Raw genomic sequence first — 26,524 nt, forward strand, 5'->3', positions numbered from 1 at the left:
GCGCAGCGCCGCGTCCAGCACGTACGCGCGCGTGCCCGGGTCGGGGATACCGATCGGGACGGGCCCGGACGCGTCCGGGTCGCAGTCCCACAGCGTCGCGTTGACCGTGGCCTCGGTCGGTCCGTAGGCGTTGACGACCCGGTGCCGGCGGCCCCAGCGCGCGACCAGCTCGGGCGGGACCTTCTCGGCGCCGATCGCGAGCGTCGAGCCGCGCGGCAGCTCCACGCCGTCGGGGAACATCGCCAGCACCGACGGCGGCAGGCCGAGCAGGTCGACGCGGTGCCGCCGCGCGTAGTCGGCGAGCGGCGCGCCGGGCGTGCGCAGGTCGGACGGGCAGATCACGAGCGTCCCGCCCGACAGCAGCGCGATGCACATCTGCCAGAGCGCGGCGTCGAAGCTCAGCGACGCGAAGTGCAGGACCCGGCTGTGCGGCCCGACGCCGAACCGCCGTTCCTGGGTGGCGACCAGGTCGGCGATCCCCGCGTGGGTGACGACGACGCCCTTCGGCCTGCCGGTCGAGCCCGAGGTGTAGATGACGTACGCCGCGTCGCGCACCGAGAGCGGGCCGGGCGGGTCGACGTCGGGACACGGGGCCCCGGCGAGGTCGCGCTCGTCGTCGATGACCAGCTCGGCGACCGCGCCGGGCGGACGGGTCCCGCGCGCGGTCACCACGCAGGCGGGGCGGGCGTCCTCGACCATGAACGCGAGCCGGTCCGCCGGGTACTCGGGGTCGAGCGGCAGGTACGCGGCGCCCGCCTTGAGCACCCCGAGGACCGCGACGACCATGTCGACGGAACGGGGCAGCGCGATCCCGACGATGTCCTCGCGGTCCACGCCGTGCTCGCCCGCGAGCCGGTGCGCGAGCCGGTTGGCGCGGGCGTTGAGCTGCGCGTACGTCAGCTCCTCGTCGCCGAGGACCAGCGCGGTCGCGTCCGGCGCGCGCCGCACCCGCGCCTCGAACAGCGCGGGCAGCGTCGCGGGCGGCACGTCGTGGGCGGTGTCGTTCCAGCCGTGCAGGATGGTGTGCCGCTCGTCCTCGCCGAGCACGTCCAGCTCGGTGATCGGCCGCGACGGGTCCGCCGCCGCGCCCTCCAGCAGGCGCAGCAGCCGCCCGACGAGCGCCTCGACGGTCGCCCGGTCGAACAGGTCGGTGCTGTACTCGACGACGCCGCGCACCCCGTCCCGCCCCGACCGTTCCGCGAGGCGGAACGCCAGGTCGAACTTCGCGGCGCCCGTCGGCACGGTCGCGACCTCGGCGTCCAGGCCGGGCAGCGACGGCGCGCCGCCCGCGTCGTTCCAGTACGTCAGCATGATCTGGAACAGCGGGTGCCGGGCGAGGGAGCGCGGCGGGGCGAGGGCCTCCACGAGCCGTTCGAACGGCAGGTCCTGGTGCTCGAACGCGGCGAGGTCGGCCTCGCGGACGCGGCCGAGCAGCTCGGCGAAGCCGGGCGCGCCCGAGGTGTCGGCGCGCAGCACGAGGGAGTTGACGAAGCAGCCGACGAGGGAGCCGAGCGCGTCGTCGGTCCGTCCGGCGGCGGGCGTGCCGATCGGGATGTCGGTGCCCGCGCCGAGCCGGGTCAGCAGCGCCGCGATCCCCGCCTGCACGGTCATGAACAGGCTCGCCCGCGCGTCCCGCGCGAGCCCGGCGAGCGCCCGGTGCAGGCCGGGCCCGATCTCGAACGGGACGACCTCGCCCCGGTGGCTGGCGACGGCGGGGCGGGGCCGGTCGGCCGGGAGCTCCAGCTCGACCGGCAGGCCGTCCAGGGTTTTCTCCCAATGGGCGAGCTGCCGCGCGGCGAGCGACCCGGGGTCGTCCTCGTCGCCGAGCAGGTCCCGCTGCCAGAGCGTGTAGTCGGCGTACTGGACGGGCAGCGGCTCCCACCCGGGCGGTCCGCCCGCCGCCCCGCCGGGCCCGCCGCCGTGCCGCGCGGCGTACGCGGCGGCGAGGTCGGCGAGCAGGCGGTCCTGCGACCATTCGTCGCCCGCGATGTGGTGCAGGAGCAGCAGCAGGACGTGCGCGTCCGGCCCCTCCTCCAGCAGCGTGGCGCGGAACGGCGGCTCGGCGGCCAGGTCGAACGCGTGCCGCGCCGCCGCGTCGAACTCGTCCCGCCCGGCGGCCACGCGCAGCTCCGGCGCCGCGGAGGCGTCCAGGACGTGCTGGTACGGGGTGCCGTCGTCGTCGGGGAACAGCGTCCGCAGGATCTCGTGCCGCGCCGTCAGGTCGCCGAGCGCGGCGGCGAGCGCCGGGACGTCCAGCGGGCCGGTGAGCCGCAGCGCGATCGGCACGTTGTAGGCCGTGCGGTCCCCGGTCCGGTGCAGGAACCACAGCCCGCGCTGCGCGGACGACAGGGGGACGCGCGGCGGGCGGGGCCGCGGGACGAGCCGCGGCCGGTCCGTGTCCTCGGCGCCGAGCGCCGCCGCGATCCCCGCGACGGTCGGCGACTCGAACACGGTGCGGATGCCGAGCTCCGCGCCCAGCACCGCCCGGACCCGGCCCGCGAGCCGCGCGGCCAGCAGCGAGTCGCCGCCGAGGTCGAAGAACCCGTCGTCCACCCCCACCGAGGGCAGGCCGAGCACCTCGGCGAACAGCCCGCACAGCTTCTCCTCCCGCGCGGTGCGCGGCGCGGCGCCCGAGACCGCGGCGCCGAGGTCCGGCGCGGGCAGCGCCCGCCGGTCGAGCTTGCCGTTGACGGTCAGCGGCAGCGCGTCCAGGCGGACCACGGCCGAGGGCACCATGTGCGAGGGCAGCCGCTCCCCCAGGTACGTCCGCAGCCCGTCGTCGATCCGCGGCGCGCCGCCCGCGCCGCCCGCGTCGCCCGCACGCGGCACGGTGTAGGCGACCAGGCGGCGGTCGCCGGGACGGTCCTCGCGGACGATCACGGCGGCGTCGGCCACCTCCGGGTGCGCGAGCAGCGCGGCCTCGATCTCGCCGGGCTCCACCCGGAACCCGCGGACCTTGACCTGGTCGTCGGCGCGGCCGAGGAACTCCAGCTCCCCGTCCGCGGTCCGCCGGGCGAGGTCGCCGGAGCGGTACATGCGCGAGCCGGGCGGGCCGTACGGGTCGGCGACGAACCGCTGCGCGGTGAGGTCCGGCCGCCCGAGGTAGCCGTCCGCGAGTCCCGCGCCCGCGACGTACATCTCGGCGGTGCGTCCCGGGCCGGCGGGTTGCAGCGCGTCGTCCAGCAGGTACACGCGCAGGTCCGGGATGGGGCGGCCGATGACGCTGCCGCCGCCGAGCGCGTCCGGGCCGAGTTCGGCGAACGTGACGTGGACGGTCGTCTCGGTGATGCCGTACATGTTGACCAGGCGCGGGGCGTCCGCCGGATGCCGCTCGTACCAGGAGGCGAGGCGGGCGGGTTCGAGGGCCTCGCCGCCGAACACCACGTACCGCAGCGCCTCCAGGTCGTGCCCCGGCTCCTCACGGTCGGCGCGCGCGAGCTGGTAGAACGCCGACGGCGTCTGGTTGAGCACGGTCACGCGCTCGTCCGCGAGCAGCCGTAGGAACGCCTCGGGCGAACGGCTGACCTCGTGCGGGACGACGACGAGCCGCCCGCCGTGCAGCAGCGCGCCCCACAGCTCCCAGACCGAGAAGTCGAAGGCGTAGGAGTGGAACAGCGTCCACACGTCCTCGCCGGTGAACCCGAACCAGTGGTCCGTCGCCGAGAACAGCCGCACGACGTTGCGGTGCGGGACGACGACGCCCTTCGGCGCCCCGGTGGAGCCGGACGTGTAGATCACGTAGGCGGGCGCGTCCGGGGCGGGCCCGGCGCCGAGGTCGTCGCCGGAGTACGCGGAGAGGTCCTCCCCCACCACGTCCTCCGTGACCGTCAGCGCGGGCCGGGCGTCGGCGAGCGTCGCGGCGATCCGTTCCTCCGGGTAGCCCGGGTCGATCGGCACGTACGCCGCGCCGGTCTTCAGCACGGCCAGGACCGCGGTCACCAGATCGGCGGAGCGGGGCAGGGCGAGCGCCACGAGCCGTCCGGGCCCTGCGCCGCGTTCGGCCAGCAGCCGGGCGAGGCGGTTGGCGGAGGCGTTCAGCTCCCCGTAGGTCAGGCCGGGCCCGTCGCCGGGGACGGTCACCGCGACCGCGTCGGGAGTCTCGGCGGCCCGGGCCTCGAAGATCCCCGTCAGCGTCCCCGGCGAGGCGGACGCCGCCGGTACGGGCCCCGGCGGGGCGGCCTTCGCCCGTACGGGCCCCGGCACGGCGTGGACCGCCGGCTCGTCCGCCACGCGCAGCCGTCCGACCGGCCGGCCCGGCCCTCCCTCGGCGAACGCCGCGAGCAGGCCGGTGAGGCTCCGCGTGTGATCGTCGAGGTCGGCGGGGGCGTAGAGGCGCGGGTTGGCGTCGAGCTCCAGCGGGAGCGCGCCGTCCCGCGCGCCCGGCCCGCCCCCGGCGCCGTGGACGGTGATCGTCAGGTCGTCCACCGGGCCCGCCGACAGGTAGTGCGTGGACGCCGGGCTGTCCCCGAAGCGCAGGCCGGGGGTGAACGGCTTGATGTTGACCAGCGGCCCGGTGAGGCGGCGCCGCTCCCCGAGCAGGCGCAGGTCGCGCCGCAGGTCCTCGCCCCGGTACCGGCCGTGCCGGCGGGTCTCGCGGAGCCGGGCCGCCGTCGCGGCGACCAGCTCGCCCGCGGTCATGCCGGGCCGCACGTCCAGCCGCAGCGGGACGACGTTGACGACCATCCCCGGCACGCGCGCGGCGGCGCCGCCGAGCCGTCCCATGAGGGGCAGCCCGAGCACCACGTCGCGGGTCCCGGTGCGGCGGTGCGCGTACGCGGCGGCGCCCGCGATCACGGCCTCGGGCCAGGTCGCCCCGGACGCCTCGGCGAGCGCGGCGGGCCCGGCCGCCGGGACGCTCGCCGTACGGCGCAGGAAGGTCGGCGCGGGCAGGGGGACGCCGTCCGCGAGGCCGACCACCTCGGGCTCGTCGGCGAACAGGTCCCCCCAGTACGCGCGGTCGGCCGCGAACCGTTCGGACGCGCGGTACGCGACCTCCTCGTCCACCAGCGCACGCAGCGGCAGGAACGGGCCGGCGCCCGCCCCTTCTCCAGGCGCGCCCGCCAGCGCCGTGTAGACCTCGGCGGTCCGCCGCGCGACCTGCGAGAACCCGTAGGCGTCCAGGACGATGTGGTGGCAGCGCTGGTACCAGAACGCGCGCCCGGGACCGGCCGTGATCAGCGCCTGGGTGAACAGCGGGCCCGCCTCGGGCCGTACGGGGCGGGCGAGGTCGGCGCGCATCCACTCCTCGGCGGCGGCGCGCGGGTCGGGCGCCCCGGCCACGTCGAGGCGGTGCAGCGGCCAGTCCGTCGGCTCGACGACCTGGTACGGCCGGTCGCGGTCCGCGGCGGACCCGGCCCGCCCCCGGCGTCGTCCCCGGCCCCCTGCTCCTGCCCGAACCGGACGTTCAGCGCGTCGATCTCGCCGATCGCGAGGCGCAGGGACCGTTCGAACAGGGCGGGGTCCACCGGCCCGTGGATCTCCACGTACTCGGCGGTGTTGTACGCCGGGCTGGCCGGGTCGAGCCGCTGGCCGTACCAGACCCCTTCCTGCGCGCCGGTCAGCGGCATCGCGCCGGCCGGTCGCCCGGGGCCTCGCGCGCGGCGGAGGGAGCGGTCCCCGCGGACGGTGCGGGGGCCGCGGGACGGGACGCGGTCATGCGGACAGGTTCGGGACGTCGGCCTCGGCGCGCGGGTAGACGAACAGCGCCGCGCGCTTGTGCGGCAGGTCCACCTCGCCCAGGAACCGCAGGCCGAGCTTGGTGTCGAGGCGGCGGGCGGCCTGGTTGCGGAAGTCCGGCTCGGACATCAGGCGGGTGCACTCGGGCTCGGCGGCGAACACCCCGTCGATGAACGCGCGGAAGATCCGGCCGCCGACGCCGCGGCCGACGCTGTCGGTCTCGCCGATGGCGATGTGGAAGCCGACGTCGTGGGAGCGCGCCGGGTAGGTCCCGGCGAGGACGTCGCGGGCGGCGCGGTACAGCTCGACGTAGGCGATGGGCCGGCCGTCGAGCTCGACGATGAACGGGCGGGCGTAGTCCCCGGCGAGCTGCCCGGCGATCTCGTCCGCCCAGCGCTCCCGCGTCCACGCCTGGTCGTAGCTCTCGGCGACGTGCGGCAGGTTCATCCACCGGTGCACCAGGTCGAGGTCCTCGCCGTGCGGCCGGGCGACCCGGGCGGAGAACGGGGGCGCGAGGACCGGCACCGGGGCGGCCCGCCGCCAGCACGGCCGGGCCGAGCCCCTCGCGGATCTCGCGGGTGTACTCGCCGTTCTGCGGTGCCGGTTCGGTGCCCGAGCTGCGCACGTCGCCTCCTGGATCTGCGGCCGGAGGGCCCGGCCGTCGGTGAGCGGGCCAGTCGGCGCGGCGCGCCAACTTAGGGTTGCCTAAGTTCCCTTAGGTAAGGCAAAGCTAAGCACCGCCGGTACGGGCGGTCAACGGCCTCGCGTGCCGAACCGGGCAAGAGCGATCTACGACACATCGGGTGACAAATTAGGTGAGGCTAACCTAAAGTCTCCCGCCGTACCATGCCATCCGACGGGAGTACCAATGTCGTCCACCATCGCCCCGCCCGCGCCCGCGGGCGCCGCGCCATCACCGGCCTCGCCGCGGGCCTGCTCACCCTCAGCCTGGGACTCGCCGCGTGCGGCGGTGACGGGGACGACGGCGACGGCGGCAGCGGCGGCAAGACCCGCGCGATCGTCGACGCGACCGGCGCGACGGTCCAGGTGCCCGTCGCGCCGAAGCGGGTCGTCGTGCTGAACGAGACCGACCTCGACTCCGCCCTCGCGCTCGGCGTCCAGCCGGTCGGCGTCACCAACGGCCGGTTCGCCAAGGACGTGCCCGGCTACCTCAAGAGCAAGCTGACCGGGAAGTACACGGTGGTCGGCGACCTCAGCACCCCGGTGCTGGAGAAGGTGACCCAGGCGCAGCCCGACCTGATCCTGGCCGGGTTCATCCCGGACAAGAAGGTCATCGAGCAGCTCAAGAAGATCACCCCGGCCACCGTGCTCACCACGAAGATGACCGAGGACTGGAAGGCCACGTTCACCCGCACCGCCGACGTCCTCGGCAAGCAGGAGCAGGCCAGGACCGTGCTGGCGGCCTACGACAAGCGGCTGGCCGACGTGAAGGGCAAGCTGGGCTCCAACAAGGGCGCCAAGGTCAGCATCGTCCGCTGGAACGCGACCGGCCCGAGCTACATGCTCAAGGACCACTTCTCCAGCGTGGTGATCAAGGATCTCGGCCTCGGCCGCCCCGCGGGCCAGCTCACCCCCGCCGGCGTCTCACCGAGCGACGCGCTCAGCCTGGAGAACCTGAAGGTGCTCGACGGCGACTGGATGTTCCTCGGCACCCTCAACCCGGACGCCGACGCCGCCCTCGCCGAGGCCAAGAAGATCCCGGCGTTCAAGAACCTCGGCGTCACCAAGGCCGGGCACGTGGTCAACGTGGACGGCGCGATCTGGACCTCGCGCGGCGGGCCCGCCGCCGCCGAGTCCGTCATCGCGGACGTCGAGAAGGCGCTCGGCTCCGCCAAGTGAGCCCGGCGGCAGGGGCCGCCACAAAGGTAAAGAAATGCGGAACGGGGACGCCCCGGTGGTCTTTTCGATCACCGGGGCGTCCCCGTTCCCGTGCCGGATCCCGCCCTTCCGCACCCTCGGCGCGGACGGGAACGGGCCCGACTTTACACAGGGACTTTACTCGGAAGTCTCGGTCAGAGAGGCTCCGGAGCGCCCTTGGTCCCGGGGCCGGAACCCCACTTGAGAACCTCGTACCGGACGCCGCTGATGTGGCCCTCGCCGGTGCCCGCCTCGTACTTGCTGCTCGGCTTCTCGCCGTCCAGCAGGTAGCGGAAGGTGTAGGTGTCGAGGTCCAGCATCACGCCATTGTGGGACGGCGCGCCGGGCCCGCGGTCGCCGATGAATCCGACGACGCTGCGGCCCTTGTAGGTCACCTTCACCTTGGTGTGCAGGGGCCAGCTCGGGCTGGCGAACAGGCCCTTCTGCATCGGCGTTCCACCGGCGGGGGCGCCGGTGTCGCCGTTGACGCCCGAACCGTCGTCCCAGAAGTAGGACGCCGTCGTCCTGCCGCTCAGGATGGCCTTGCTGTCCTTGTCGGACTTCTTCGCTGAGGACCTGGACTCGGACTTCTTCTCGACCTTCTCGGCCTTCTTGGGGGTGCTGTGCTTCGCCGCCGCAGGCGCCTCGGCCTCCAGCGTCGTCTGCTTAGGAGCGGAACCGTCGCTCGCGGCGGCCACACCGGCCACCATCATCCCGGCCAGGCAGCTTCCGGTGACCGCGGTGAGTGCGACATTGAGCGCTCGCTGATGCATGAGAATCCTTAGTTCGGCTTACAGGACCGCCGTTTCTCACGCCGGGGCGCGGAATCAGGGAAGGCTCCGCAGGGCAGGGGAAACGGCACCGAGTCGTCGAGCTCGGGATGGGACCGCCGCGAAGAAGACCCACGCGAATCGGCCGGCGCCGCCCTGCTGGGCAGCACGGGCCGCGCCCGCGCCTGGAAGGGCATGACCGGCTGCGGGCATGCCAATGGCACGGACTCGGTGTTGCGGGGTTATGCCGACCGGGGGCTCTCTGGCACTTCCCGGGGCGACCGCTGCATGGACGGCCGCTGAACGGCTCGGGGGTTCCCGCCTGGCGGGCGGGGCGCGACGGCTATGTGATTGGCAGGGTCAAGGCTTCTTTGACCCTGACCTGGCGATGACTATATACGCCGATACCATGACAACGCCAAAACGGCGCATTCAAAGCCCGTTCTTAGGTAGATCTTTTTGGCGCCGGGTTACCGCCCGCCTTTCCGTCAGGGCCTCTCCGGACGCTCCGGAATCGCGCGCGCCGCGCCCCCCGGAACGGCGCGAGCGCGTCCCCCGGGCTATGGCACGATGACCGGCATGACCGAGCCCGCCGGCCTTCGGACGGCCGACGACGACCTCCTCCCACCGCCCGACTGGGCCCCAGGCCGCACCCTCGCGCCCGGCACCCGAGCCGCGTTCGGTTTCGCCGCGCTGGCCGCCGCGCTCGTCCTCGGCCGGCTCTGGGCCGCGCCGCGGATCGGGGCCCGCGAGCTGGACGCCTGGACGACGATCTTCGTGGCGATCTGCGTCCAGGCCCTGCCGTTCCTGGTCTTCGGGGTGGTGCTGTCCGCCGCGATCACCGCGTTCGTGCCCGCGTCGTTCTGGCGGCGGGCCCTGCCCTCCCGCCCCGGCGCCGCCGTGCCCGTCGCGGGCGCGCTCGGCGCGGTGCTGCCCGGCTGCGAGTGCGCGTCGGTGCCCGTGGCCGGCGGCCTGATGGCGCGCGGCGTCGCGCCCGCCGCCGCCCTGACCTTCCTCCTGGCCGCCCCCGCGGTGAACCCCGTCGTGCTGGTCGCCACGGCCGTGGCGTTCCCCGGCGCCCTGGAGATGGTCGCCGGACGGTTCGCGGCGTCGCTGCTGGTGGCGGTGCTGGCCGGATGGACCTGGGCGCTGTTCGGCAAGGGCGAGTGGCTGCGGATCCCGTCCCGTCCGCACGACGGGGACGGCGGCAGGCTGGAGGCGTTCCGGCAGGCCATGCGGCACGACATCATGCACGCGGGCGGCTTCCTGGTGGTCGGCGGGCTCGCCGCCGCCACGATCAACGTGGTCGTGCCGTCCGACTGGGTGAACGGCGTCGCCGGGATCCCGTGGGCGTCGGTCCTGGTCCTGGCGTTCCTCGCCGTGCTGATGTCGATCTGCTCGGAGGCGGACGCGTTCGTGGCGGCCAGCCTGACCCAGTTCTCCCCGACGGCCCGGCTGGCGTTCCTCGTCGTCGGGCCGATGGTCGACCTCAAGCTGATCGCCCTCCAGGCGGGCTTCTTCGGCCGCCGCTTCGCCGTCCGCTTCATCCCGCTGACGTTCGCCCTCGCGGTGGCGGTCAGCGCCGCCGTGGGAGAGGTGCTGCTGTGACGCGGCCCGCGCAGAACCTGCTGCTGATCACCATCGGGCCGCCGTGCTCTGGATCACGCTCGGCAGCGGCGAGTACGTCAACTACGTCAAGCCCGGCTTCCGCTACCTCCTGGTGCCCGCCGGAGCGGCGCTCGTCCTGCTGGGCGCCGCCGGCCTCCGCCGCGAGTGGCGCGCGCCGTCCCCCGACGACCTCCCGGCCACCTCGCCCGAGGGCCCCGCCTCGTCCAAAGGCCCCGCCGACCACGGGCACGATCATTCGGGGGGCGGGCCGAGGGTGGCGTGGCTGCTCTGCCTGCCCGTCCTGGCGATCTTCGTGGTGGCTCCCCCGGCGCTCGGCTCGTTCACCGCCGCCCGCGACACCGGGCGCGCCGCGCCGCCGCCCGCCCCGCCGCCGCAGGGCTTCGGGGCGCTGCCGCGCGACGGCGGGCCGGTCGCGATGACCATGGGCGAGTTCATCGGGCGGTCGTACGAGGCGCAGACCGGCCAGGCCGCGACGCTGGAGGGGATCCCGGTGCGGCTCACCGGGTTCGTGACGCCGCGCGGCGAGGACGGCTGGCAGGTGACGCGGCTGAAGATGGCCTGCTGCGCGGGGGACGCGATACCGTTCCCGGTGATCGTCAAGGGCCTGCGCCGTCCGCCCGCCGACGCCTGGGTGCAGGTGGTGGGCACCTGGAAGCCTCCGGCGCCCGGGACGTCCGCGACGGGCGTCCACGAGATCCAGGGGACGTCCGTCCGGCGCGTCGGCAAGCCGCGCAACCCCTACGAGTAGTCCCCGACCGAGGAGAGCGCATGGCCAGACGTTCCGCGCCCGCCAACGGGCCGGTGCCCGAGAGCCTGGAAGACCTGCCGTACGCCGGGGCGCTGCGGCCGCACGACGGCGTCTGGGGCCCGGACGGCGATCACGACAGCGTCCATTTCGACGGCGGACGCGTCGCCGGCGTCGACGCGCCGGGCTCCCGGTTCCTGGAGTGCGCGTTCACGGGCGTGGCGCTGGAGGGCGGCGGGATGCGCCGGTCGCGGTTCATCGACGTGTGGGCGAACGAGTTCCACATCGTCGGCACGGACCTGGCCGAGACCGAATGGCAGGACTCGGTGCTGCTGGGATCGGTCGCGGCGGGCATCCAGATCTTCGGATCGTCCCTGTCGCGGGTGGTGTTCCGGAGCTGCAAGCTCGACGGGATCAATTTCCGCGACTGCGAGCTCACCGACGTGACGTTCGAGGACTGCCTCTTGCGGGAGGCCGATTTCGGCGGTGCCCGCCTGACGCGCGTGGAGTTCCCCGGGACCAGGCTGGCCGAGACCGTTCTGGCGGGCGCGACCCTCGAACGCGCCGACCTGCGCGGCGCGGAGCTCGGCGTGAAGGTCGATCCGGCCTCGCTGCGGGGGGCTGTCGTCACCCCCGCCCAGCTCGCCGATCTGGCGCCGATGCTCGCCGACGCCCTCGGCATCGCGGTCGAGGACCCGCCGCCCGCGCGACCGCGGTGACCCCCGGGCCCGCACCCCTCCGCCGGGACCGCCTCCGCCCTCGACCTTCCGTCGGCACGCCGTCAGCGCCGGAGCGCCCGCCTCCGGAAGGCCCCGCCTCGCGGGGCGGACCGGACGGGCGCCGGGGCTGGATCAGCGCGCCGGGAACGAGGTGGGGAGCAGCGGCGCCGAGGTGTACATCGGCGCGCCGGAGACCGGGGGCTGGGCGAACGCCGGGTCCGCGAACGGCTCGGCGAACGCCGGCTCGCCGAACGGCGGGGCCGCCTGCGGCACCGCGGGCTGGACCGCCGTCACCGGCACCGCGGGCTGCACCGCGGTCACCTCGGCGAACGGCGGCGCGGCCTGCGGCGGCGCGCTCTGGGGCGGCACCGGCGGCGGCACGTGGGAGCCGTCGGCGCGTCTCGGCTCGGCGGGCGGGGCGGCGGTCCGCTCCGCGCGCCGTTCCGCGAGCACGGCCATCAGCGCCCGGGCCGTCTCGGCGTCCATCCGCATCAGAACGCTGGGCGTCCCCGACGGGTCGACGAAGGGAGAGACCGAAGGGGCGGCGCCCTGCGGCGGCAGGGCCGCCCGCAGCTCCTCGCGGAGCTCGTGGGCAAGCCGCAGCGCCTGTCGGTCACTGTCGTTCAAGTGTGCGGTCATCGCGATCTCCGGGGAGTTCACGTGCGGGGGTCCGGGGCAATCCTGCTAGGAATGGCGTGCAGGTGCAAGGGCTGATGCACGTGCAGATCACATCGAAATCGGGCGTAACCCCGTCCCCCGCCGCTCGTTGCGACCCGCGGACCGGTCACTCCATCCCGCGCTTTCCCGGCGTCCAGAACGGTTTGACCAGCACCGACCTGCGGGGCCAGCCGCGTTCGCGGACGAGGTGGGCGCGGACGGCCTGCACGGAGCGTGCCTCCCCGGCCACGTAGGCGACCCCCGGTTCGGCCGGGAGATTCAGATCACGTACCGCCTCCGTGAGCGTCGGCGACGACGCGGCGGGCGCGCCGCCCCGGTACCGCCAGGCGAGTTCGTCGGCGCGGGGCAGCGGCAGCCGGTCCTCCGGGCCCGCGACCTCGATCGCCCCGTACACCCCCTCGTCCGGCGGTACGGCCCGCAGCATCGCGCCGAACGCCACCGACGCCGTCTCCTCCCCCACGAACAGGTGGTACGGCGCGGGTTTCAGGGTGAACCCGCCCTCCGGCCCGCCGAACACGACCTCCTGCCCAGGCCGCGCCTCGCGCGCCCACCGGGCCCGGGCCCACCGGGTGCTCCGCCACGCCCGGCCTCGGAGTTCGCCCCTCCAGCGCCGTCAGTTCCGCTGGAGGCGCCGTCGTGGTCGTACACGCACAGGTCGAGAACGCCCGCGTCAGGGTCGTACGCCCAGACGGAGTAGGTGCGCAGGATGTCGCGGATCGCGCCGCTCAGCCAGGTGCGGGCGGCGAGCAGGTCCGCCACGTGCAGGCGGACGTGCTGCCCCGGCCGCCAGGAGAGGCCGGGGACGCCGCCGACGCGGACCAGCCGCATCCGGGGCGTGAGGGACCGGACCTCCTCCACCCGGCCGCGGGTGAACATGAGGTCGAGCAGGCGTCCGCGGATCGCTCCCGTTCCCGGGCCCGCGGTCTGTTCGGCATTGGCGGCCACGCTCTTACCCTCCAAAGAGATATATCTCGTCTTGGCCGAAGTCACGATATATCTTCACTTGCCCTCGCGGAAGCCCGCCACGACCGCGACCGCCGCCACGCAGACGACCAGCGCGACCGTCCGGTAGCCGAGCGACATCGCGTCCGTGAAGGCGGTGACGACCTGGTCGTGCACGGCCGCGCCCCCGTCCCCCGCCGCGGAGAGCGCCTCGCCCGCCGAGTGCGCGTGCCCGGCGAGCGCGGGCGGCAGCCCGTCGGCGAACCGCCCGGCGAGGACGGTCCCGAGGACGGCGACGCCGAGCGCGCTGCCGATCTCCCGGGCCGCGCTGTTCAGCCCGGACCCGAGCCCGCGCGGGCGGGCGGGAGCGCCGCCATGACGCCCACGGAGAGCGCGGGCATGCACAGCCCCATCCCGGCCGCCATGATCAGCAGGGCGCCCGCGTACAGGCCGTAGAGGGTGGAGGCGTCCGCGAACGACAGCAGGAAGAGTCCCGCCGCGAGCGTGAACAGCCCGGTCCCCACGACCGGCCGCGCGCCGAACCGGCGGCTCAGGGGATGCTCCCCCTGGTCGTGGCGATCATGCCGAGGACGAGCGGCGCGATCGCCGCGCCGGTCAGCAGCGGCGAGTACCCCTTGGCGTACTGGAGGTACTGCGCGTTGACGAAGAACAGCGCGAACAGCCCGAAGAACGCGACCGCCACGCCGAGCACCCCGCCGCGCAGCCGGGCGTTCGCGAACAGGCGCGGGTCGAGCAGCGGGTGCGCCGCCCGCAGCGCGTAGCCGGCGAACGCGGCCAGCAGGACGCAGGCGGCGGCGAACGAGCCCAGCACGGGCAGGGCTCCCCAGCCCTTCTCCGGGCCCTCGATGATGCCGAACAGCAGCGCGAAGAGGGCGGCGGTGAGCAGCGCAGCGCCGACCAGGTCGAGGTTGGCGGGATGCCGCTCGCCGCGCGGGGACAGCCACGCCACCAGCGCCAGGAGCGCGATCGCGGCGGCGGCGCCCGCCAGGAACAGGGCCTGCCAGGGCAGCCACTGGAGGACGGCTCCGCCGCCGAGGTTGCCGACGGCGCCCGCGACGCCCGTGGCGGCCGTCCAGGCGGCGATGGCCTGCGGCCTGCGCGCCGGCTCGGTCACCTGGAGCAGCAGGGAGAGGGTGGCGGGCATGATGAGGGCGGCGGCCAGGCCGGTGAACAGCCGCCCTCCGACCAGGACGCCGACGCCGGGCGCGGCGGCCGACACCAGGCAGCCCGCCGCGAAGGCGCCGAGCCCGGCCATCAGGACGCCCTTGCGCCCGAACCGGTCGCCGAGCGCCCCCGCGGGGATGAGCAGGCATCCGAACACCAGCACGTACGCGTCGACGATCCAGAGCATCTGCGTGGACGAGGGGTGCAGGCCGCTCGCCGACAGCTTGGGGATGGAGAGGTTGATCGCGGCGACCATCGCCACGACGAGGACCACGCAGCCCGACATCAGCGGCGTCATCCATCGCGTGCGCGCCACGGGGGCGGACGGCGTCGTTCCCGGAGGCCCGGACCGCGCGGCGTCGCGGGCGGCATCGACTGTCATGAGGTTCCTTAGCGTTTTCGGACGTGAGCCGCCCGTCCCGCCGCCGCCGGTGCCCGAGCAGGGGAACACATGCGTCGTCCGGGAAGGGGGGCCTGGTACAGGGACGGAGGGGGATATCCAGCCGCGCGCGCCGCCTCCGTGGTCCCAACGTAGGCTGAGGGTGACTTGCTTTCAAATGCATCTTTTGCAGTCGAGGAGTGCGTTTCGTGCAGTCCAAACTGGACCTCAACCTGCTGGTCGCGCTCGACGCCCTGCTGGAGGAGGGCAGCGTCGCGGGCGCGGCCGAGCGCCTGCACCTGTCGGGCCCGGCCATGAGCCGTACGCTCGGCCGCATCCGCAAGGCGCTGGGCGACCCCGTGCTCGTCCGCTCCGGGCGCGGCATGGTGCCCACGCCCCGCGCGAGCGCGCTGCGCGCCGAGGTGCACGAGCTCGTCCAGCGGGCGGAGACGCTCTTCGCGGCGGAGGACGAGCTCGATCCCGCGTCGTTGCGTACGAGCTTCACCCTCCAGGCCGACGAGGGCACGGTGGCCGTCCTCGCCGGCCCGCTCTTGGAGCGGATCGCGCGCGAGGCCCCTGGCGTGACGCTGCGATTCCTCGGCGAGGGGCCGCGCGACACTCATTCCCTGCGCCGCGACACCGTCGATCTGGAAATCGGCGTCATCAGCGAGCACGGCCCGGAAACCCGTACCGAGCACCTCATGGACGACCGCTTCGTGTGCGTGGTGCGCCCGGGGCATCCGCTGGCGGACGGGGACGTGACGCTGGAGAAGTGGGTGTCCGCCAAGCAGCTCACCTCGTCCCGACGGGGAAGGCTCGCGGGTCCCATCGACGAGATGCTGGCGGAGAGGGACATGACACGCTGGCTGGCCGGTTCGGTGCCGACCGTGACCACGTCGCTGTTCATCCTCCTGGAGACCGACCTGGTGGGCTTCGCCGCCGAACGGTGGCACCGGGCGCTGGTCGAACGGCTCGGCCTGGTGTCCTTCCCCGTCCCGCTCGACCTGCCGCCGCTGCGCCTGTCGCTCGGCTGGCACGCCCGCTACGACGCCGACGCCGGGCACTCCTGGCTGCGCGGGCTCGTGCGGGAGGCCGCCAAGGAGCTGACGGCCGCCGACCCGGTCCGCTAGCGTGCCCCACTAGAACCACATTCGGATCGAGGGGCGGCCACGATGATCGAGGGAACGTGCGATGCCCGCTTCGCGCCCGTACGCGAGGCGTTCGCCGCCAACTTCGCCGAACGGGGCGAACGCGGCGCCGCCGTCTGCGTCTCCGTCGGAGGCCGCGTCGTCGCCGACCTGTGGGGCGGTACGGCCGCCGACGATCCCTCCCGCGCGCGCCCGTGGGGGCCGGACACGCTCGTCAACGTCTTCTCCGTCGGCAAGGGCCTGTCGGCGCTCCTCGCGGCGCGGCTGATGGACGACGGGCGGCTCGACGCGGACGCGCCCGTGGTCCGCTACTGGCCCGAGTTCGGCAAGGCGGGCAAGGAGGCGCTGACGGTACGGCACGTCCTGTCCCACCAGGCCGGGCTGCCTGCCCTGCGCCGCCGGATGGCCCCGGGGACGATGCTCGACCACGCCGCCATGGCCGCCGCGCTCGCCGAACAGGAACCCTGGTGGGAGCCCGGTACGGCGCACGGCTACCACGTCAACACGTTCGGGTTCCTGCTCGGGGAGATCGTGCGGCGCGCCACGGGCCGTACCGTGGGCGCTCTTCTGCGCGAGGAGATCGCGGCGCCGCTGGCAGCCGACGTGCACATCGGCCTTCCGCACTCGGAACACCACCGGGTGGCGGAATTCGGCTGGCAGGACGCTCCGCCCGAGGACGACCGTTCGGGCGACCTCGATGACGACCGCCTCATGGAGTACAACGCGTATTTCAACCCCGGCGGCCTGTCCGGCATGGGAGTCATCAACACCCGGGCCTGGCGGGAGGCGGAACTGCCGTCCACCAACGCCCACGCGAGCGCGCGCGGGGTGGCACGCGTCTACACCGCGCTCGCGGCCGGCGGCGGCCTGAACGGCACGCGCGTCGTCAGTAAGGACGCGCTCGCCGCCGCGACCACCGAACAGGTCTCCGGCCAAGACCTCGTCCTGCGTCGGCCGTCGCGGTTCGCCCTCGGATTCCAACTCACGCAGCCCGAACGGCCCTTCGGACCCAATCCCCGCTCGTTCGGCCACTTCGGCGCCGGCGGCTCCCTCGGCTTCTGCGATCCGGACTGCGGCGTCGCGTTCGGCTACGTCATGAACGAGATGGGCCCGCGCTGGCAGAACCCCCGCAACCGCGCCCTGATGGACGCCCTCTACGCCTCGCTCTGAGTAGCACCCGGCCGCTCGCGGGCCGCGCCGCGACGTTGGGTGAGTGCGGCCGTACGATACGCGCATGAGTGATCACCCGGCCGTCACGCCCTGGTCCTGGCGGAGGCGCATGCGGCCCCGCGACCCGGAGGAGACGCAGCGGGTCTCCACCCCGCTGGAACTGCTCTTCGACCTGTGCTTCGTCGTCGCGATCGGCACGGACTCGGCGCGCCTGGAGGAGTCGCTGGCCGAAGGGCACACCGGGAGCGGGATCGCGAGCTTCCTCCTGGTGTTCTTCGCCGTCTGGTGGGCGTGGATGAACTTCACCTGGTTCGCGTCCGCCTACGACGCCGACGACACGCCGTACCGGCTGGCCACCATGGTGGTCATGGCCGGGGTGCTGATCCTCGCGGCGGGCGTGCCGAGGGCCTTCGACGACCGCGACTTCGCCGTCGTCTTCGCGGGCTACCTGGTGATGCGGATCGGGCTGGAGTCGCAGCGGCTCCGCGCCGCCGCCGCCGACCCTGAACGGCGCGCCTCCCTGATGCGCTACGCGGCGGGCGAGAGCGGCTGCATGGTGCTCTGGGCGGTGGCGATCTTCGCCGTCCCGGACGGCTGGCGGCTCCCGGTGTGGCTGGTCGCCGCCGCCGCCGAACTGCTCGTTCCGCCGTGGGCCGAACGCGCCCGCTCGATCCCCTGGCACCCGCACCACATCACCGAGCGGTACGGCCTGTTCACCATCATCGTGCTGGGCGAGACCATCCTTTCGGCGTCCCGCGCCGTCCAGGAGGGCATCGCGGACGAGGCGCGCCTGGACCTCTACCTCGTCGCGGCGGGCGGCCTGGTCACGGTGTTCGCGCTGTGGTGGGTGTACTTCTCCCTGCCGTCCGCCGGCCTGCTGACCCGCACGCGCGCCGCGATCCTCTGGGGCTACGGGCACTACGTCGTGTTCGCGTCCGGTGCCGCCGCGGGCGCGGGCATCGCCGTCAACGCCGCCCTCGCCACGCACCACGCGCACGTCTCGCGCACGGCGGCGGGCCTGGCGCTCGCCGTCCCCGTGCTCTGCTACCTGACGGTCGTGTGGTGGCTTCTCGTCCGCCCGCACGGCGCGAACGCCCCGTACGCCTGGGGAATGCCGCTCGTCGGCCTGCTCACCCTCCCGGCGTCCCTAACGCCGCGCCCGTACCCGTGATCGGCGCCCTGATGGCCCTCCTGATCGCCCTGAGCGTCTGGGCCCACACCACCAAGTCCCACAGACAGAACACCCCAAAGACCCAACCCTCACCGGACGCCCCCACACACTGATCCGACCGGCACACCGCGACCGGCCACCCCGACACGGGACACCCGACCGCCCGACCCGTTCGAGTTCCCGACGCACTGGTCCTGCGGGGACGCCTCGACCGCCCGATCCGACCGGGACGCCCCGAACAGCCGATCTGACCGGGGCGCGTCCGCCGCTCGATGCGAGCGGGCGCCCGGTCCGCTGGTCCGGTCGGGGCGCGGCGGTAGGGCGGTGGAGCGGTGGGGCTGTCAGAGGGGGGCGCCGGGCTGGCCGTGGTTGATGGTGAGCGTGCCGTCCGCGTTGACCGTGAAGCCCGGGTTGTGGCAGACCTCCCAGCGGAACCCGGCCGGGTCGGCGAAGTAGGCGTGGAATCCGCCGAAGTCGGTCTCCCTCGGCTCCTTGAGCACCGTCGCACCGGCCGCCCTCGCCGCCTCCAGCGCCTTGACCACGTCGCCGCGCGCGTTGACGTTGTAGGCCAGCGTCATCGCGCCGGGACCGGCGGCGGGCTCCCCGCCTCCGATGTCGCGCTCCAGGTCCTCGGCTCCGAACAGGCCCAGCAGCAGGCCGGGCGCCAGCGGGATGAAGACGATCTCGTTCTCCACCTCCACCACCGGCTCCCAGCCCAGCCCGTCCACGTAGAAACGGCGGGCGGCGGCCAGGTCCGGAACGCCGAGCGTGACCAGGTTGACCTGCGGACGCATCATTGTCATCCCCCCTCGCTAGTGTCGCATTCCGTACGTTGCCACCCGGCGGCGGGCAGGTCTTGTCGAAAGCGGTCACCATGGCGGACATCCTCGGCACGCGGGCGCTCAACCGCGCCACGCTCGCGCGGCAGATGCTGCTGGCGCGGGAGGACGCGACGGTCGCCGACGCCGTCGAACGGCTGGCCGGCATGCAGGCGCAGGAGCCGCGCCCGCCGTACCTCGGGCTGTGGTCCAGGCTCGCCGGGTTCCGCGCGGACGACCTGCGCGCGGCGCTGCACGACCGCTCGGTGGTCCGGGCGACGATGATGCGCGGCACGCTGCACCTGGTGTCCGCCGCCGACTACGCCGCGTTCCGCGCGCCGATACAGCCCATGCTCGACTCCGCGCTGCGGGTGCTGGGCAAGCGCGCCGAGGGCCTCGACCGCGCGGCCCTCGTCCCGGCGGCGCGCGAGCTCCTGCTCGAACGCCCCCGCACGTTCAACGAGATCCGCGCGCTGCTCCAGGAGAGGTTCCCCGACGCCGACGACCGCGCGCTCGGCTACGCCGTGCGGATGTGGCTGCCGCTGGTGATGGTCCCGACCGCCGAGCGCTGGGGCTTCCCGCGCACCTCGGAGTTCACGCTCGCCGAGGCGTGGCTCGGCGCGCCGCCCGACGCGTCCACCGCCGCCGAGGCGCTCGTGCTGCGCTACCTCGCGGCGTTCGGCCCCGCCACGGCCGCCGACGCGCAGACCTGGTCCGGGCTGCCCGCGCTCGGCGAGGTCCTCGACGCGCTGCGCCCGAGGCTCCGGGTCTTCGCCGACGAGCGCGGGCGCGAGCTGTTCGACCTGCCCGACGCCCCGCGCCCCGACGAGGACGCCCCGTCCCGGCCCGGTTCCTGCCCGAGTTCGACAACCTGGTCCTCGCGCACGCCGACCGCACGCGGATCATCTCCGACGAGCACCGCCCCGCCCTCACCACCAAGAACCTCCGCGTCCGCGCCACGTTCCTCTGGGACGGCTTCGCGCGCGGCGTCTGGGAGATCGAGACCAAGCGCAAGACCGCCACCCTCCGCCTGCGCCCGTTCGACCGGCTCCCCGGGAGGCGCTCCGGGCGCTCACCACGGAAGGCGACGCCCTCCTGCGCTTCGCGGAGCCCGAAGCCAAGGAACACCTGGTCACCGTCGCCGCGGAAGCCTGACCGGCCGTACAGGCCGCCTCAGAGGCGGCCAGAGGAAGCGGAGAGGCGGAGAGGCCCGGTCGGGCGCACACCGGGCGGAACGGGGGCGGGGACGATGGGGCGACGGCGTTCAGCCGATGGCGCGGTCGAGGCCGTCCCAGTACGGGGCGCGCAGGTCCTTCTTGAGGATCTTGCCGCTGGGGTTGCGGGGGAGCGCGTCCACGAAGTCGACCGAGCGGGGGCGCTTGAACCCGGCGAGCCGCTCCCTGGCGTACGCGAGGATCTCCTCCTCGGTCGGGGACGCGTCCGGGCGGGCGACGACGACGGCCTTGACCGTCTCGCCCCACCGCTCGTCGGGGACGCCGATCACCGCGACGTCCGCGATGCCGGGATGGGCGGCGAGGACCTCCTCGACCTCGATCGGGTACACGTTCTCCGCGCCGGTGACGATCATGTCCTTGATCCGGTCGGTGAGGAACAGGTAGCCGTCGGCGTCGAGGTAGCCCGCGTCGCCGGTGCGCAGCCAGCCGTCCCCGGTGAGGAGCGCGGCGGTCTCGGCCGGGCGCGCCCAGTAGCCGGGGGTGTTCTGCGCCGAGCGGACGAGCACCTCCCCGACCTCGCCGGGCCCCCGGTCGCCCTCGCCCGCCGGGTCGGCGATCCTGACCTCCACCCAGTCGTACGGACGGCCCGCGGACCGCATCAGATGGGCGCGGGAGCCGCCGGGATCGTGGTCCTCGGGGTCGAGCTGCACGATCGCGCCGGTCGTCTCTGTCATGCCGTAGAGCTGGAACAGCGGGGCCCTGAAGGTCTCCAGCGCGGTCCGCAGCACTTCGGACGTGATCGGGGACGCGCCGTAGGTGATGGCGCGCAGCGCCGAGTAGTCGCGGTCGCGGGCGCCCGGCACCTGGCACATGAACTGGAGCACCGCCGGGACGATGAACGCGTTGGTGATCCGCTCTCGTTCGAACGTGTCGACCAGGGCGACCGGGTCGATGTCGCGGACCAGTACCTGGCGGCAGCCCGCGTACAGTCCGGCGAGCGCCCAGCCGGTGCCGCCGATGTGGAACAGCGGCATCGGGACGAGGCTCACGGCCGACCCGTCGAGCCGCCAGCGCCGCGCCATCCGCTCCCCCACGGAGAAGTTGGCGTTGCTGAGCTGGACGCCCTTCGGGACGCCCGTCGTCCCGGACGTGTAGAGCTGCACGACGATGTCGTCCGGCTCGCCCGTGAAGCCCGGGTCGTCGGCCGGGTGCGCGGCGAGCCACGCCTCGTACCCGGGGCCCGTCACGACGGCGCGGCCCGGCAGGTCGTCCGCGAGCCCGGCGAACTCGGCGTCGAGGACGGTGACCTCCGCGCGCGCGTCGGCGACGATCGCGGTGATCTCGGCCGGGGTCAGCCGCCAGTTCACCGGGGCCGCGACCGCGCCGATCTTGGCCGCGCCGAACAGCACGTCGAAGTACTCCGGCGCGTTCCGCCCGACGTACGCGACGCGCGCGCCCGGCCCGAGCCCGGCGGCGAGCAGCGCCCGCGCGGCGCGGCTCGACCGCGCGTCGAGCTCGGCGTAGGTGACGGTGCGGCCGTCGCCGGTGACGGCGGGGGCCTCGCCCCGTTCGCGAGCATGGTCTCGGACGATCGACACGACCCGGTAGTCCACTCCGGCCCCTTCCGAACACCATTCGGCTCTGGTCCCGTGACCCTACCCACACCGCCGGACCGGCGGGAAGCACGCCGGGACGGCCCCGCGCACGTGACCGACATCACAAGCGCCATGACTGCGAGACAGGATCCACCATGACTCTGCGGCCCCACCCGGCTCCGAATAGTGATCAATCCGAGACCTGCGCTGATTGAAAGATCCACCAAATCGGCGCAAGCTGTCCCCCACACTGGGAACGCCGCGAAACCCCCGCACCAGCCCCACCCCATCGCCGACAGGACACGAACCCCATGTTCGAGATCTGGGAGACCAGCGAACCCGCCAGGCTCATCAGCGACGCGGGCAGCCTCAAGGTCGCCCTGGAGAAGGTCGACACGATGTGCCGCCTCCGGCACGACCAGGCGCTGGCGCAGATCGGCCAGGTCCACGACGGCTACCACTTCGAGATCCGCGACGAGGCGGGCAAGGCCCTCGCGCGGCTCACCTACGTCCCCGACACCTCCCGCGCGTACCAGAGTGTCGTGGTGGAGGAGATGCGCGACAGCGCGTCCTGACAGGCCGTCCGACACCTCACACCCTCGATGTGAACGGCGTGTTACGGCCATTCCACCCCGTGTCCGCCCCCGGCCATCTCGTCCGGGCCGCCGCGCCACACCCCCGGCGTCGCCGCAGTTCAATGACCCCCTCACCGCGTCCGCAGAGGGCACGGCGATGTTGACCGGTCGGTAGCCGCGTGCCTACGTTGACAGGCGTGCGGGCGTCCCCCTGACAGGCGCGCGCACCACGCGGTCAGGGCGCACCACACCCCACGCCAAGGCCCGGCGGTCCCCCCGCCGCGGCCCGCGTCCCCCTCCTCACGGTGAAGGGAACGGTCATGCCCCGAGGGACGAACACGACCCGCGACGACCGGAAGCCCGAGCACGGCCGCGAGCAGCGAGACGACCCCGAGCCCACCCCCGCGCCGGCTCCCGAGCACACCCCTCCGGCGCGCGCGGCCGCTCAAGAACCCGCCGCAGACTCGCGCAACGCTCCCCCTCGTACAGACGCGCCAACAACGAATTTGCGCAAGGCACCGCCCCGTTCAGGGAAGCGATCGTCGAAACCGTCGCGCACGGCGTCACCACGAGGCACGCGCGACAATCGTCCGGCGCCTCGCCGCAGGGGCGTCCCTGAGGGACGAGCCGTTCGCGGCGTACGTGAGATCCGCGACGTACGACTCGTCGGAGACATCCCGGACGAGCGCCGCGAGCAGGACGCCGCCTACGAGAAGACGCTGCGGCGACTGTCCAAGGCTTCGGTCAACAAGCATTGGGAGCCGTACACCGACATCCCCTGGGACGACGCCGAATGCGCGATCGATCCCGAGGACCCGCGCTGGATCCTGCCGAAAATGGACCCACTCGGGGCGCACCCCTGGTACCTCGCGCAGCCGGAGGCCGTCCGGGCGCGGATCGGCCTCTGGCGGCAGGCGAACGTGTGCAAGGTGGGGATGCAGTTCGAGAACCTGCTGAAGCGCGGGCTCATGACCTACGCCTACCGGCTCCCGAACGCCTCGGCCGAGTTCCGGTACATCTACCACGAGATGATCGAGGAAGGTCATCACGGCATGATGTTCCAGGAGTTCGTCAACCGCAGCGGCACTCCTGTGGAGGGGATGCCGCGAATCGTCCGCCTCGTCGGTGAGCTCACCCAGCCGTTCAGCGTCCTCGCGCCCTCGCTGTTCTTCTTCTGGGTGCTCGCGGGCGAGGAGCCGATCGACCACGTCCAGCGGCGCATGCTGCGCGACGGCTCGGCACGCCACCCGCTGCTGACCAGGATCATGTCGATCCACGTGGCGGAGGAGGCGCGGCACATCTCGTTCGCCCACCAGTTCCTGCGGCGGCGCGTGCCGCGCATGGCGGCGCCGCAGCGGTTCGCGCTGAGCCTGGCGGTGCCGCCGTCGATGAAGCTGGGCGCGTGGTTCATCCTCACCCCGCCCGCGGCGATGGGCCGCCGCTTCCAGATCCCCGACGACGTACTGCGGCAGACGTACTGGGGCGCCGACGACTCCCAGCGCCTGATCGCCCGCGCCGTGTCGAACGTACGCGACCTGTGCGCCGACATCGGCCTCATCAACCCCGTCAGCAAACAGATCTGGCGAGCCCTCCACATCTGGGACGACAAGGACTAACCCCCACCCGCCCCCCAGAGACCGGACCAACCCGAGCGCCAGCGAGCGTTAAGCATCGCCACCAGCAACGAACGACACAAACGGCAACGGGCAGCACGAGCGACCGCGGACGTTGGGTGGCGCGGAGAGCGCGAGCAATGGCAGGCGGTGGACGAACGACGCGCAGCAGCGGAAGGCTGGCGAACGGCAGGCACCGCAAGCGGCGGCGTCCGGCAACGCGGCCGACAGACGACGCGGACGACGAGCGGCGGAGTCGGACGGCACCAACGGCGGACAGCGCGAATGGCGGCGAGCAGCACCAGCGACGGTGGACATTGGACAGTGCGGCGGCGCGGCGGCGCGGCGGCGCGGACGGCGCGAACGATGACGGGCGTCGGGCGTCGGGCGAACGGCGCGCGGCGGACAGCGCAAGCGGCGGCGGGAGTTCGGCAGCGCGGCCGACGGACGACGCGGACGATGCGCGGCGGGGTCGGACGGCACGAACGACGGACGGCGGGGTCGGTCGGCACGAACGGCGGACGGCGTGGGTAGCGGCGGACGGCGGGCAATGTGCGCACCGGCAGGCGGTAGGCACCGGCAGGCGGCGCGGGCCCCGGTAGGTGGCGGATGCCGCAGACGGCGGGCGTACTCAGGTCCGCTGCCGCCCGCCGCCCGCTGACACCGCCGCCGCTCGCCGTCCCGTGCCACCCGCTGAGCCCGCCGTTCCCCTGCCGGTCGCCGCCCGCTGAGCCCACTGCCGCCGCCACCCCTGTCCGCCCGCTGAGCCAACTGCCTCCCCGCGCCCCCGCCCCCTGAGCCCGGCGCCACCCGCCGTCCGTCACCTGCCCATCGTCCGCATGCGCCAGTCGTCCGCCCCCAGCGGCTCGGCGGCTCGACGGCGCGGCGACCGGCGGTCGGCAGGCCGGCGGTCGGCAGGCCGGCAGTCTGGCGGGTTCGTGGGGGCTGGGCGGGGTGGGTGGCGTGGGGGTGAACGCCTTGTCCTCTTGCTCACCCGCGGCGTCCGGAAGTGGCAGGATGCACGGACTGAAGCGCGTTCCGGGAGGGAGGCCCCGAGTGCGGAAGGCGTGGTGGAGGCCGGGTTTCGCGCCCGGTTCCGCACCGGCGAGCGGAGTGGAGGAGGCCGCCGAGGCGGCCTCGGCTCTGGTGGGAGAGGCGGTGCTCGCGCTCGCCCGCGCGGACGACGCTCTATTCCGGCACCGCGTGGACGGTCTCGCCGCGCCGCCGGAGCCCTCGGGGCGCCGTTCGCTGGACGCGGACGGGTGGCGGCGCGTCATAGACCAGGTTCTCCTCACCCGGCTGCGGGAGGGAGTCTCGGCCGCCTGGGACCGGGGCTGGCAGCCCGCCGACGTCGTACGGTTCACCGGGCGCAGGCGGGGCGCGCGGCATCAGCGCCTCGTCGTCGACGCGATCGCCTCCGAAATGCGCTCCTATTCGGCCGCGACGGTGGACGACCAGTGGCGCGAGCAGCTCGCCGCGCTCGGCGCCGAGGTGTGGTGGGACGGCGACGACCGGTACCTGGAATCGTGGCGCGATCGTGAGGAAATCAGCCGCGCCGACGTCATCGCCTGCGCCGTCGAACTCGTTCAGCTCCTGGGCGGCCTGCCGCTGCTGGCACGGATCGGTCCCCGGCCCGGGACCGTACGCGACGCGAGCGCGCCTCCGCCGGAGCCCGCGCGCGAGGTCGACCAGCGGATGCTCGGCAAGGTCAGGGCGCTGCTGGCCAAGGCGGAATCGACGGAGTTCCCGGAAGAGGCGGAGGCGCTGAGCGCCCGCGCGCAGGAACTGATGGCGCGGCACAGCATCGACCACGCGCTGCTCGCCGCGGAGTCGGGATTTGCGAGCGAGCCGTGCGGGCGGCGCGTCGCCGTCGACAACCCGTACGACGCGCCGAAGGCGGTTCTGCTGACCGTGGTCGCCGAGGCCAACCGGTGCCGGGCCGTCTGGCACAGGGAGCTCGGGTTCTCGACGGTGCTGGGCTTCCCGGCGGACCTGGCGGCGGTGGAGATGCTGTTCACCTCGCTGCTGGTACAGGCGACGTCCGCGATGGTGCACGCGGGTCCCCGCAGGGACGCGCGGGGAAAATCGCGCACGCGCTCGTTCCGGCACGCGTTCCTCAACGCCTACGCGGCCCGCGTCGGGGAGCGGCTGCGTGAGGCGGCGGGCGAGGCGAGGGACCGGGCGGCGGCGGAGGGGGCCGGCGGAAAGGATCTGCTTCCCGTGCTGGCCGCGCGCGACCTGGCCGTCGATCAGGCCGTCGGCGCGCTGTTCCCCAATCTGTCCAGGGGCCGTGCCGGGTCGGTCTCCAACTACGAGGGCTGGGTGGCCGGGCGGGCGGCCGCCGACCTCGCCAGCCTCAACGGACGCTCCGAGGTCACCGAGGCGTTCCGCGGACGTTAGCGTTCTCGGGGTCCCCCGGGGGGCGAGGGGGACGACCGGACTCGTCGATGGTGTCGTTCCGTAAGCGATGACGTTACCCGGCGGCGTTACCGCCCTCCAGCGAGCGGTGCCGTCCGTTCGGGCGCGGCGTCCTCCGTTTCGTGACGGTGCGCCGCCCGCCGCGGTCTCGCCCATCCGTGCCCACTCCCAGTTCGTGGAACGATGCGACTCGTTCCGGCGCGGATGGTCGTCGCCTGCGCGGGCCCTCCGTTTCGTGCC

21 protein-coding genes and 2 pseudogenes are annotated in these 26,524 nt (G+C 74.0%); 11 read left to right on the top strand and 12 right to left on the bottom strand.

What is annotated here, in order from left to right; genetic code table 11:
• Window positions 1-12 precede the first annotated feature (12 nt).
• The 3 genes and pseudogenes from GEV43_RS43975 to GEV43_RS43985 all read right to left on the bottom strand — a co-directional run.
• A pseudogene (locus GEV43_RS43975) lies at window positions 13-5,280 on the bottom strand (amino acid adenylation domain-containing protein); the annotation flags it as partial.
• On the bottom strand, window positions 5,175-5,567 hold the full coding sequence (locus tag GEV43_RS48835; RefSeq protein WP_160826555.1) for a condensation domain-containing protein: 393 nt from the start codon (window positions 5,565-5,567) through the stop codon (window positions 5,175-5,177). The gene GEV43_RS48835 and the pseudogene GEV43_RS43975, both read right to left, overlap by 106 nt.
• 85 nt (window positions 5,568-5,652) lie before the next feature.
• Window positions 5,653-6,201, bottom strand: a complete 549-nt coding sequence (locus tag GEV43_RS43985; protein ID WP_160826556.1) for a GNAT family N-acetyltransferase — start codon at window positions 6,199-6,201, stop codon at window positions 5,653-5,655.
• A gap of 321 nt (window positions 6,202-6,522) precedes the next feature.
• Here GEV43_RS43985 and GEV43_RS43990 point away from each other — a divergent pair, with 321 nt between their 5' ends.
• Window positions 6,523-7,536: an ABC transporter substrate-binding protein gene (locus tag GEV43_RS43990; protein WP_160826557.1), complete on the top strand. Its 1,014-nt coding sequence runs from the start codon at window positions 6,523-6,525 to the stop codon at window positions 7,534-7,536.
• A 173-nt stretch (window positions 7,537-7,709) separates the two neighbouring features.
• On the opposite strand, the gene GEV43_RS43995 is transcribed toward GEV43_RS43990, so the two are convergent.
• The gene (locus GEV43_RS43995) at window positions 7,710-8,327 is read right to left on the bottom strand and encodes a hypothetical protein (protein WP_160826558.1); all 618 of its coding nucleotides are present in this window, start codon (window positions 8,325-8,327) and stop codon (window positions 7,710-7,712) included.
• 576 nt (window positions 8,328-8,903) lie between these two features.
• On the opposite strand from GEV43_RS43995, the gene GEV43_RS44000 reads away from it, so the two are divergent.
• The 3 genes from GEV43_RS44000 to GEV43_RS44010 are packed head-to-tail and all read left to right on the top strand — an operon-like array spanning window position 8,904 to window position 11,417.
• Window positions 8,904-9,932: a permease gene (locus GEV43_RS44000; RefSeq protein ID WP_375539149.1), complete on the top strand. Its 1,029-nt coding sequence runs from the start codon at window positions 8,904-8,906 to the stop codon at window positions 9,930-9,932.
• 43 nt (window positions 9,933-9,975) lie between these two features.
• Entirely contained in the window at window positions 9,976-10,701 is a 726-nt protein-coding gene (locus GEV43_RS44005) for a TIGR03943 family putative permease subunit (RefSeq protein ID WP_160826560.1), read from the top strand.
• A gap of 20 nt (window positions 10,702-10,721) precedes the next feature.
• A complete protein-coding gene (locus GEV43_RS44010) occupies window positions 10,722-11,417 on the top strand; it encodes a pentapeptide repeat-containing protein (protein WP_160826561.1) in 696 nt (231 codons plus the stop codon).
• Between the two features lie 132 nt (window positions 11,418-11,549).
• Here GEV43_RS44010 and GEV43_RS44015 read toward each other — a convergent pair whose 3' ends face one another.
• From GEV43_RS44015 to GEV43_RS48860, 6 genes are all read right to left on the bottom strand, one after another.
• Window positions 11,550-12,044, bottom strand: a complete 495-nt coding sequence (locus GEV43_RS44015; RefSeq protein WP_160826562.1) for a hypothetical protein — start codon at window positions 12,042-12,044, stop codon at window positions 11,550-11,552.
• A 157-nt stretch (window positions 12,045-12,201) separates the two neighbouring features.
• Complete coding sequence (locus GEV43_RS48840) at window positions 12,202-12,612, bottom strand: siderophore-interacting protein (RefSeq protein ID WP_206681694.1); 411 nt, start codon at window positions 12,610-12,612, stop codon at window positions 12,202-12,204.
• Window positions 12,579-13,040, bottom strand: coding sequence for a hypothetical protein (locus GEV43_RS48845; protein ID WP_206681695.1), 462 nt, complete (start codon window positions 13,038-13,040; stop codon window positions 12,579-12,581). Before GEV43_RS48845 ends, GEV43_RS48840 begins: the two co-directional genes overlap by 34 nt.
• A gap of 54 nt (window positions 13,041-13,094) precedes the next feature.
• Entirely contained in the window at window positions 13,095-13,442 is a 348-nt protein-coding gene (locus GEV43_RS48850; protein WP_206681696.1) for a hypothetical protein, read from the bottom strand.
• Entirely contained in the window at window positions 13,370-13,561 is a 192-nt protein-coding gene (locus GEV43_RS48855) for a hypothetical protein (RefSeq protein ID WP_206681697.1), read from the bottom strand. The genes GEV43_RS48850 and GEV43_RS48855 overlap by 73 nt, the downstream gene beginning before the upstream one ends.
• A gap of 26 nt (window positions 13,562-13,587) precedes the next feature.
• Window positions 13,588-14,604 carry an MFS transporter gene (locus GEV43_RS48860; protein WP_206681698.1) on the bottom strand — a complete coding sequence of 339 codons (1,017 nt, stop codon included), beginning with the start codon at window positions 14,602-14,604 and terminating at the stop codon, window positions 13,588-13,590.
• A gap of 206 nt (window positions 14,605-14,810) precedes the next feature.
• On the opposite strand from GEV43_RS48860, the gene GEV43_RS44030 reads away from it, so the two are divergent.
• The 3 genes from GEV43_RS44030 to GEV43_RS44040 all read left to right on the top strand — a co-directional run bounded on the left by GEV43_RS44030 (window position 14,811) and on the right by GEV43_RS44040 (window position 18,090).
• Complete coding sequence (locus tag GEV43_RS44030; protein ID WP_206681699.1) at window positions 14,811-15,731, top strand: LysR family transcriptional regulator; 921 nt, start codon at window positions 14,811-14,813, stop codon at window positions 15,729-15,731.
• A 42-nt stretch (window positions 15,732-15,773) separates the two neighbouring features.
• Window positions 15,774-16,919: a serine hydrolase gene (locus tag GEV43_RS44035; protein ID WP_160826564.1), complete on the top strand. Its 1,146-nt coding sequence runs from the start codon at window positions 15,774-15,776 to the stop codon at window positions 16,917-16,919.
• 64 nt (window positions 16,920-16,983) lie between these two features.
• Entirely contained in the window at window positions 16,984-18,090 is a 1,107-nt protein-coding gene (locus GEV43_RS44040; RefSeq protein ID WP_206681700.1) for a low temperature requirement protein A, read from the top strand.
• A gap of 341 nt (window positions 18,091-18,431) precedes the next feature.
• Here GEV43_RS44040 and GEV43_RS44045 read toward each other — a convergent pair whose 3' ends face one another.
• The gene (locus tag GEV43_RS44045) at window positions 18,432-18,893 is read right to left on the bottom strand and encodes a VOC family protein (protein WP_241684506.1); all 462 of its coding nucleotides are present in this window, start codon (window positions 18,891-18,893) and stop codon (window positions 18,432-18,434) included.
• A 182-nt stretch (window positions 18,894-19,075) separates the two neighbouring features.
• Between GEV43_RS44045 and GEV43_RS55705 the strand changes: the two are divergent.
• A pseudogene (locus tag GEV43_RS55705) lies at window positions 19,076-19,687 on the top strand (winged helix DNA-binding domain-containing protein); the annotation flags it as partial.
• 485 nt (window positions 19,688-20,172) lie between these two features.
• Here the strand turns inward: GEV43_RS55705 and GEV43_RS44055 are convergent.
• Entirely contained in the window at window positions 20,173-21,696 is a 1,524-nt protein-coding gene (locus tag GEV43_RS44055; protein ID WP_160826565.1) for a long-chain-fatty-acid--CoA ligase, read from the bottom strand.
• A gap of 293 nt (window positions 21,697-21,989) precedes the next feature.
• Between GEV43_RS44055 and GEV43_RS44060 the strand changes: the two genes are divergently transcribed.
• The 3 genes from GEV43_RS44060 to GEV43_RS55710 all read left to right on the top strand — a co-directional run bounded on the left by GEV43_RS44060 (window position 21,990) and on the right by GEV43_RS55710 (window position 26,266).
• Window positions 21,990-22,253: a hypothetical protein gene (locus GEV43_RS44060; protein ID WP_160826566.1), complete on the top strand. Its 264-nt coding sequence runs from the start codon at window positions 21,990-21,992 to the stop codon at window positions 22,251-22,253.
• Between the two features lie 674 nt (window positions 22,254-22,927).
• Window positions 22,928-23,869, top strand: coding sequence for a diiron oxygenase (locus tag GEV43_RS44065; RefSeq protein ID WP_309240364.1), 942 nt, complete (start codon window positions 22,928-22,930; stop codon window positions 23,867-23,869).
• 1,053 nt (window positions 23,870-24,922) lie between these two features.
• The gene (locus GEV43_RS55710) at window positions 24,923-26,266 is read left to right on the top strand and encodes a DUF2786 domain-containing protein (RefSeq protein ID WP_160826568.1); all 1,344 of its coding nucleotides are present in this window, start codon (window positions 24,923-24,925) and stop codon (window positions 26,264-26,266) included.
• Window positions 26,267-26,524 lie beyond the last annotated feature (258 nt).

The sequence above is a fragment of the Actinomadura sp. J1-007 genome (genome assembly GCF_009793335.1).
GTDB lineage: Bacteria > Actinomycetota > Actinomycetes > Streptosporangiales > Streptosporangiaceae > Spirillospora > Spirillospora yumaensis.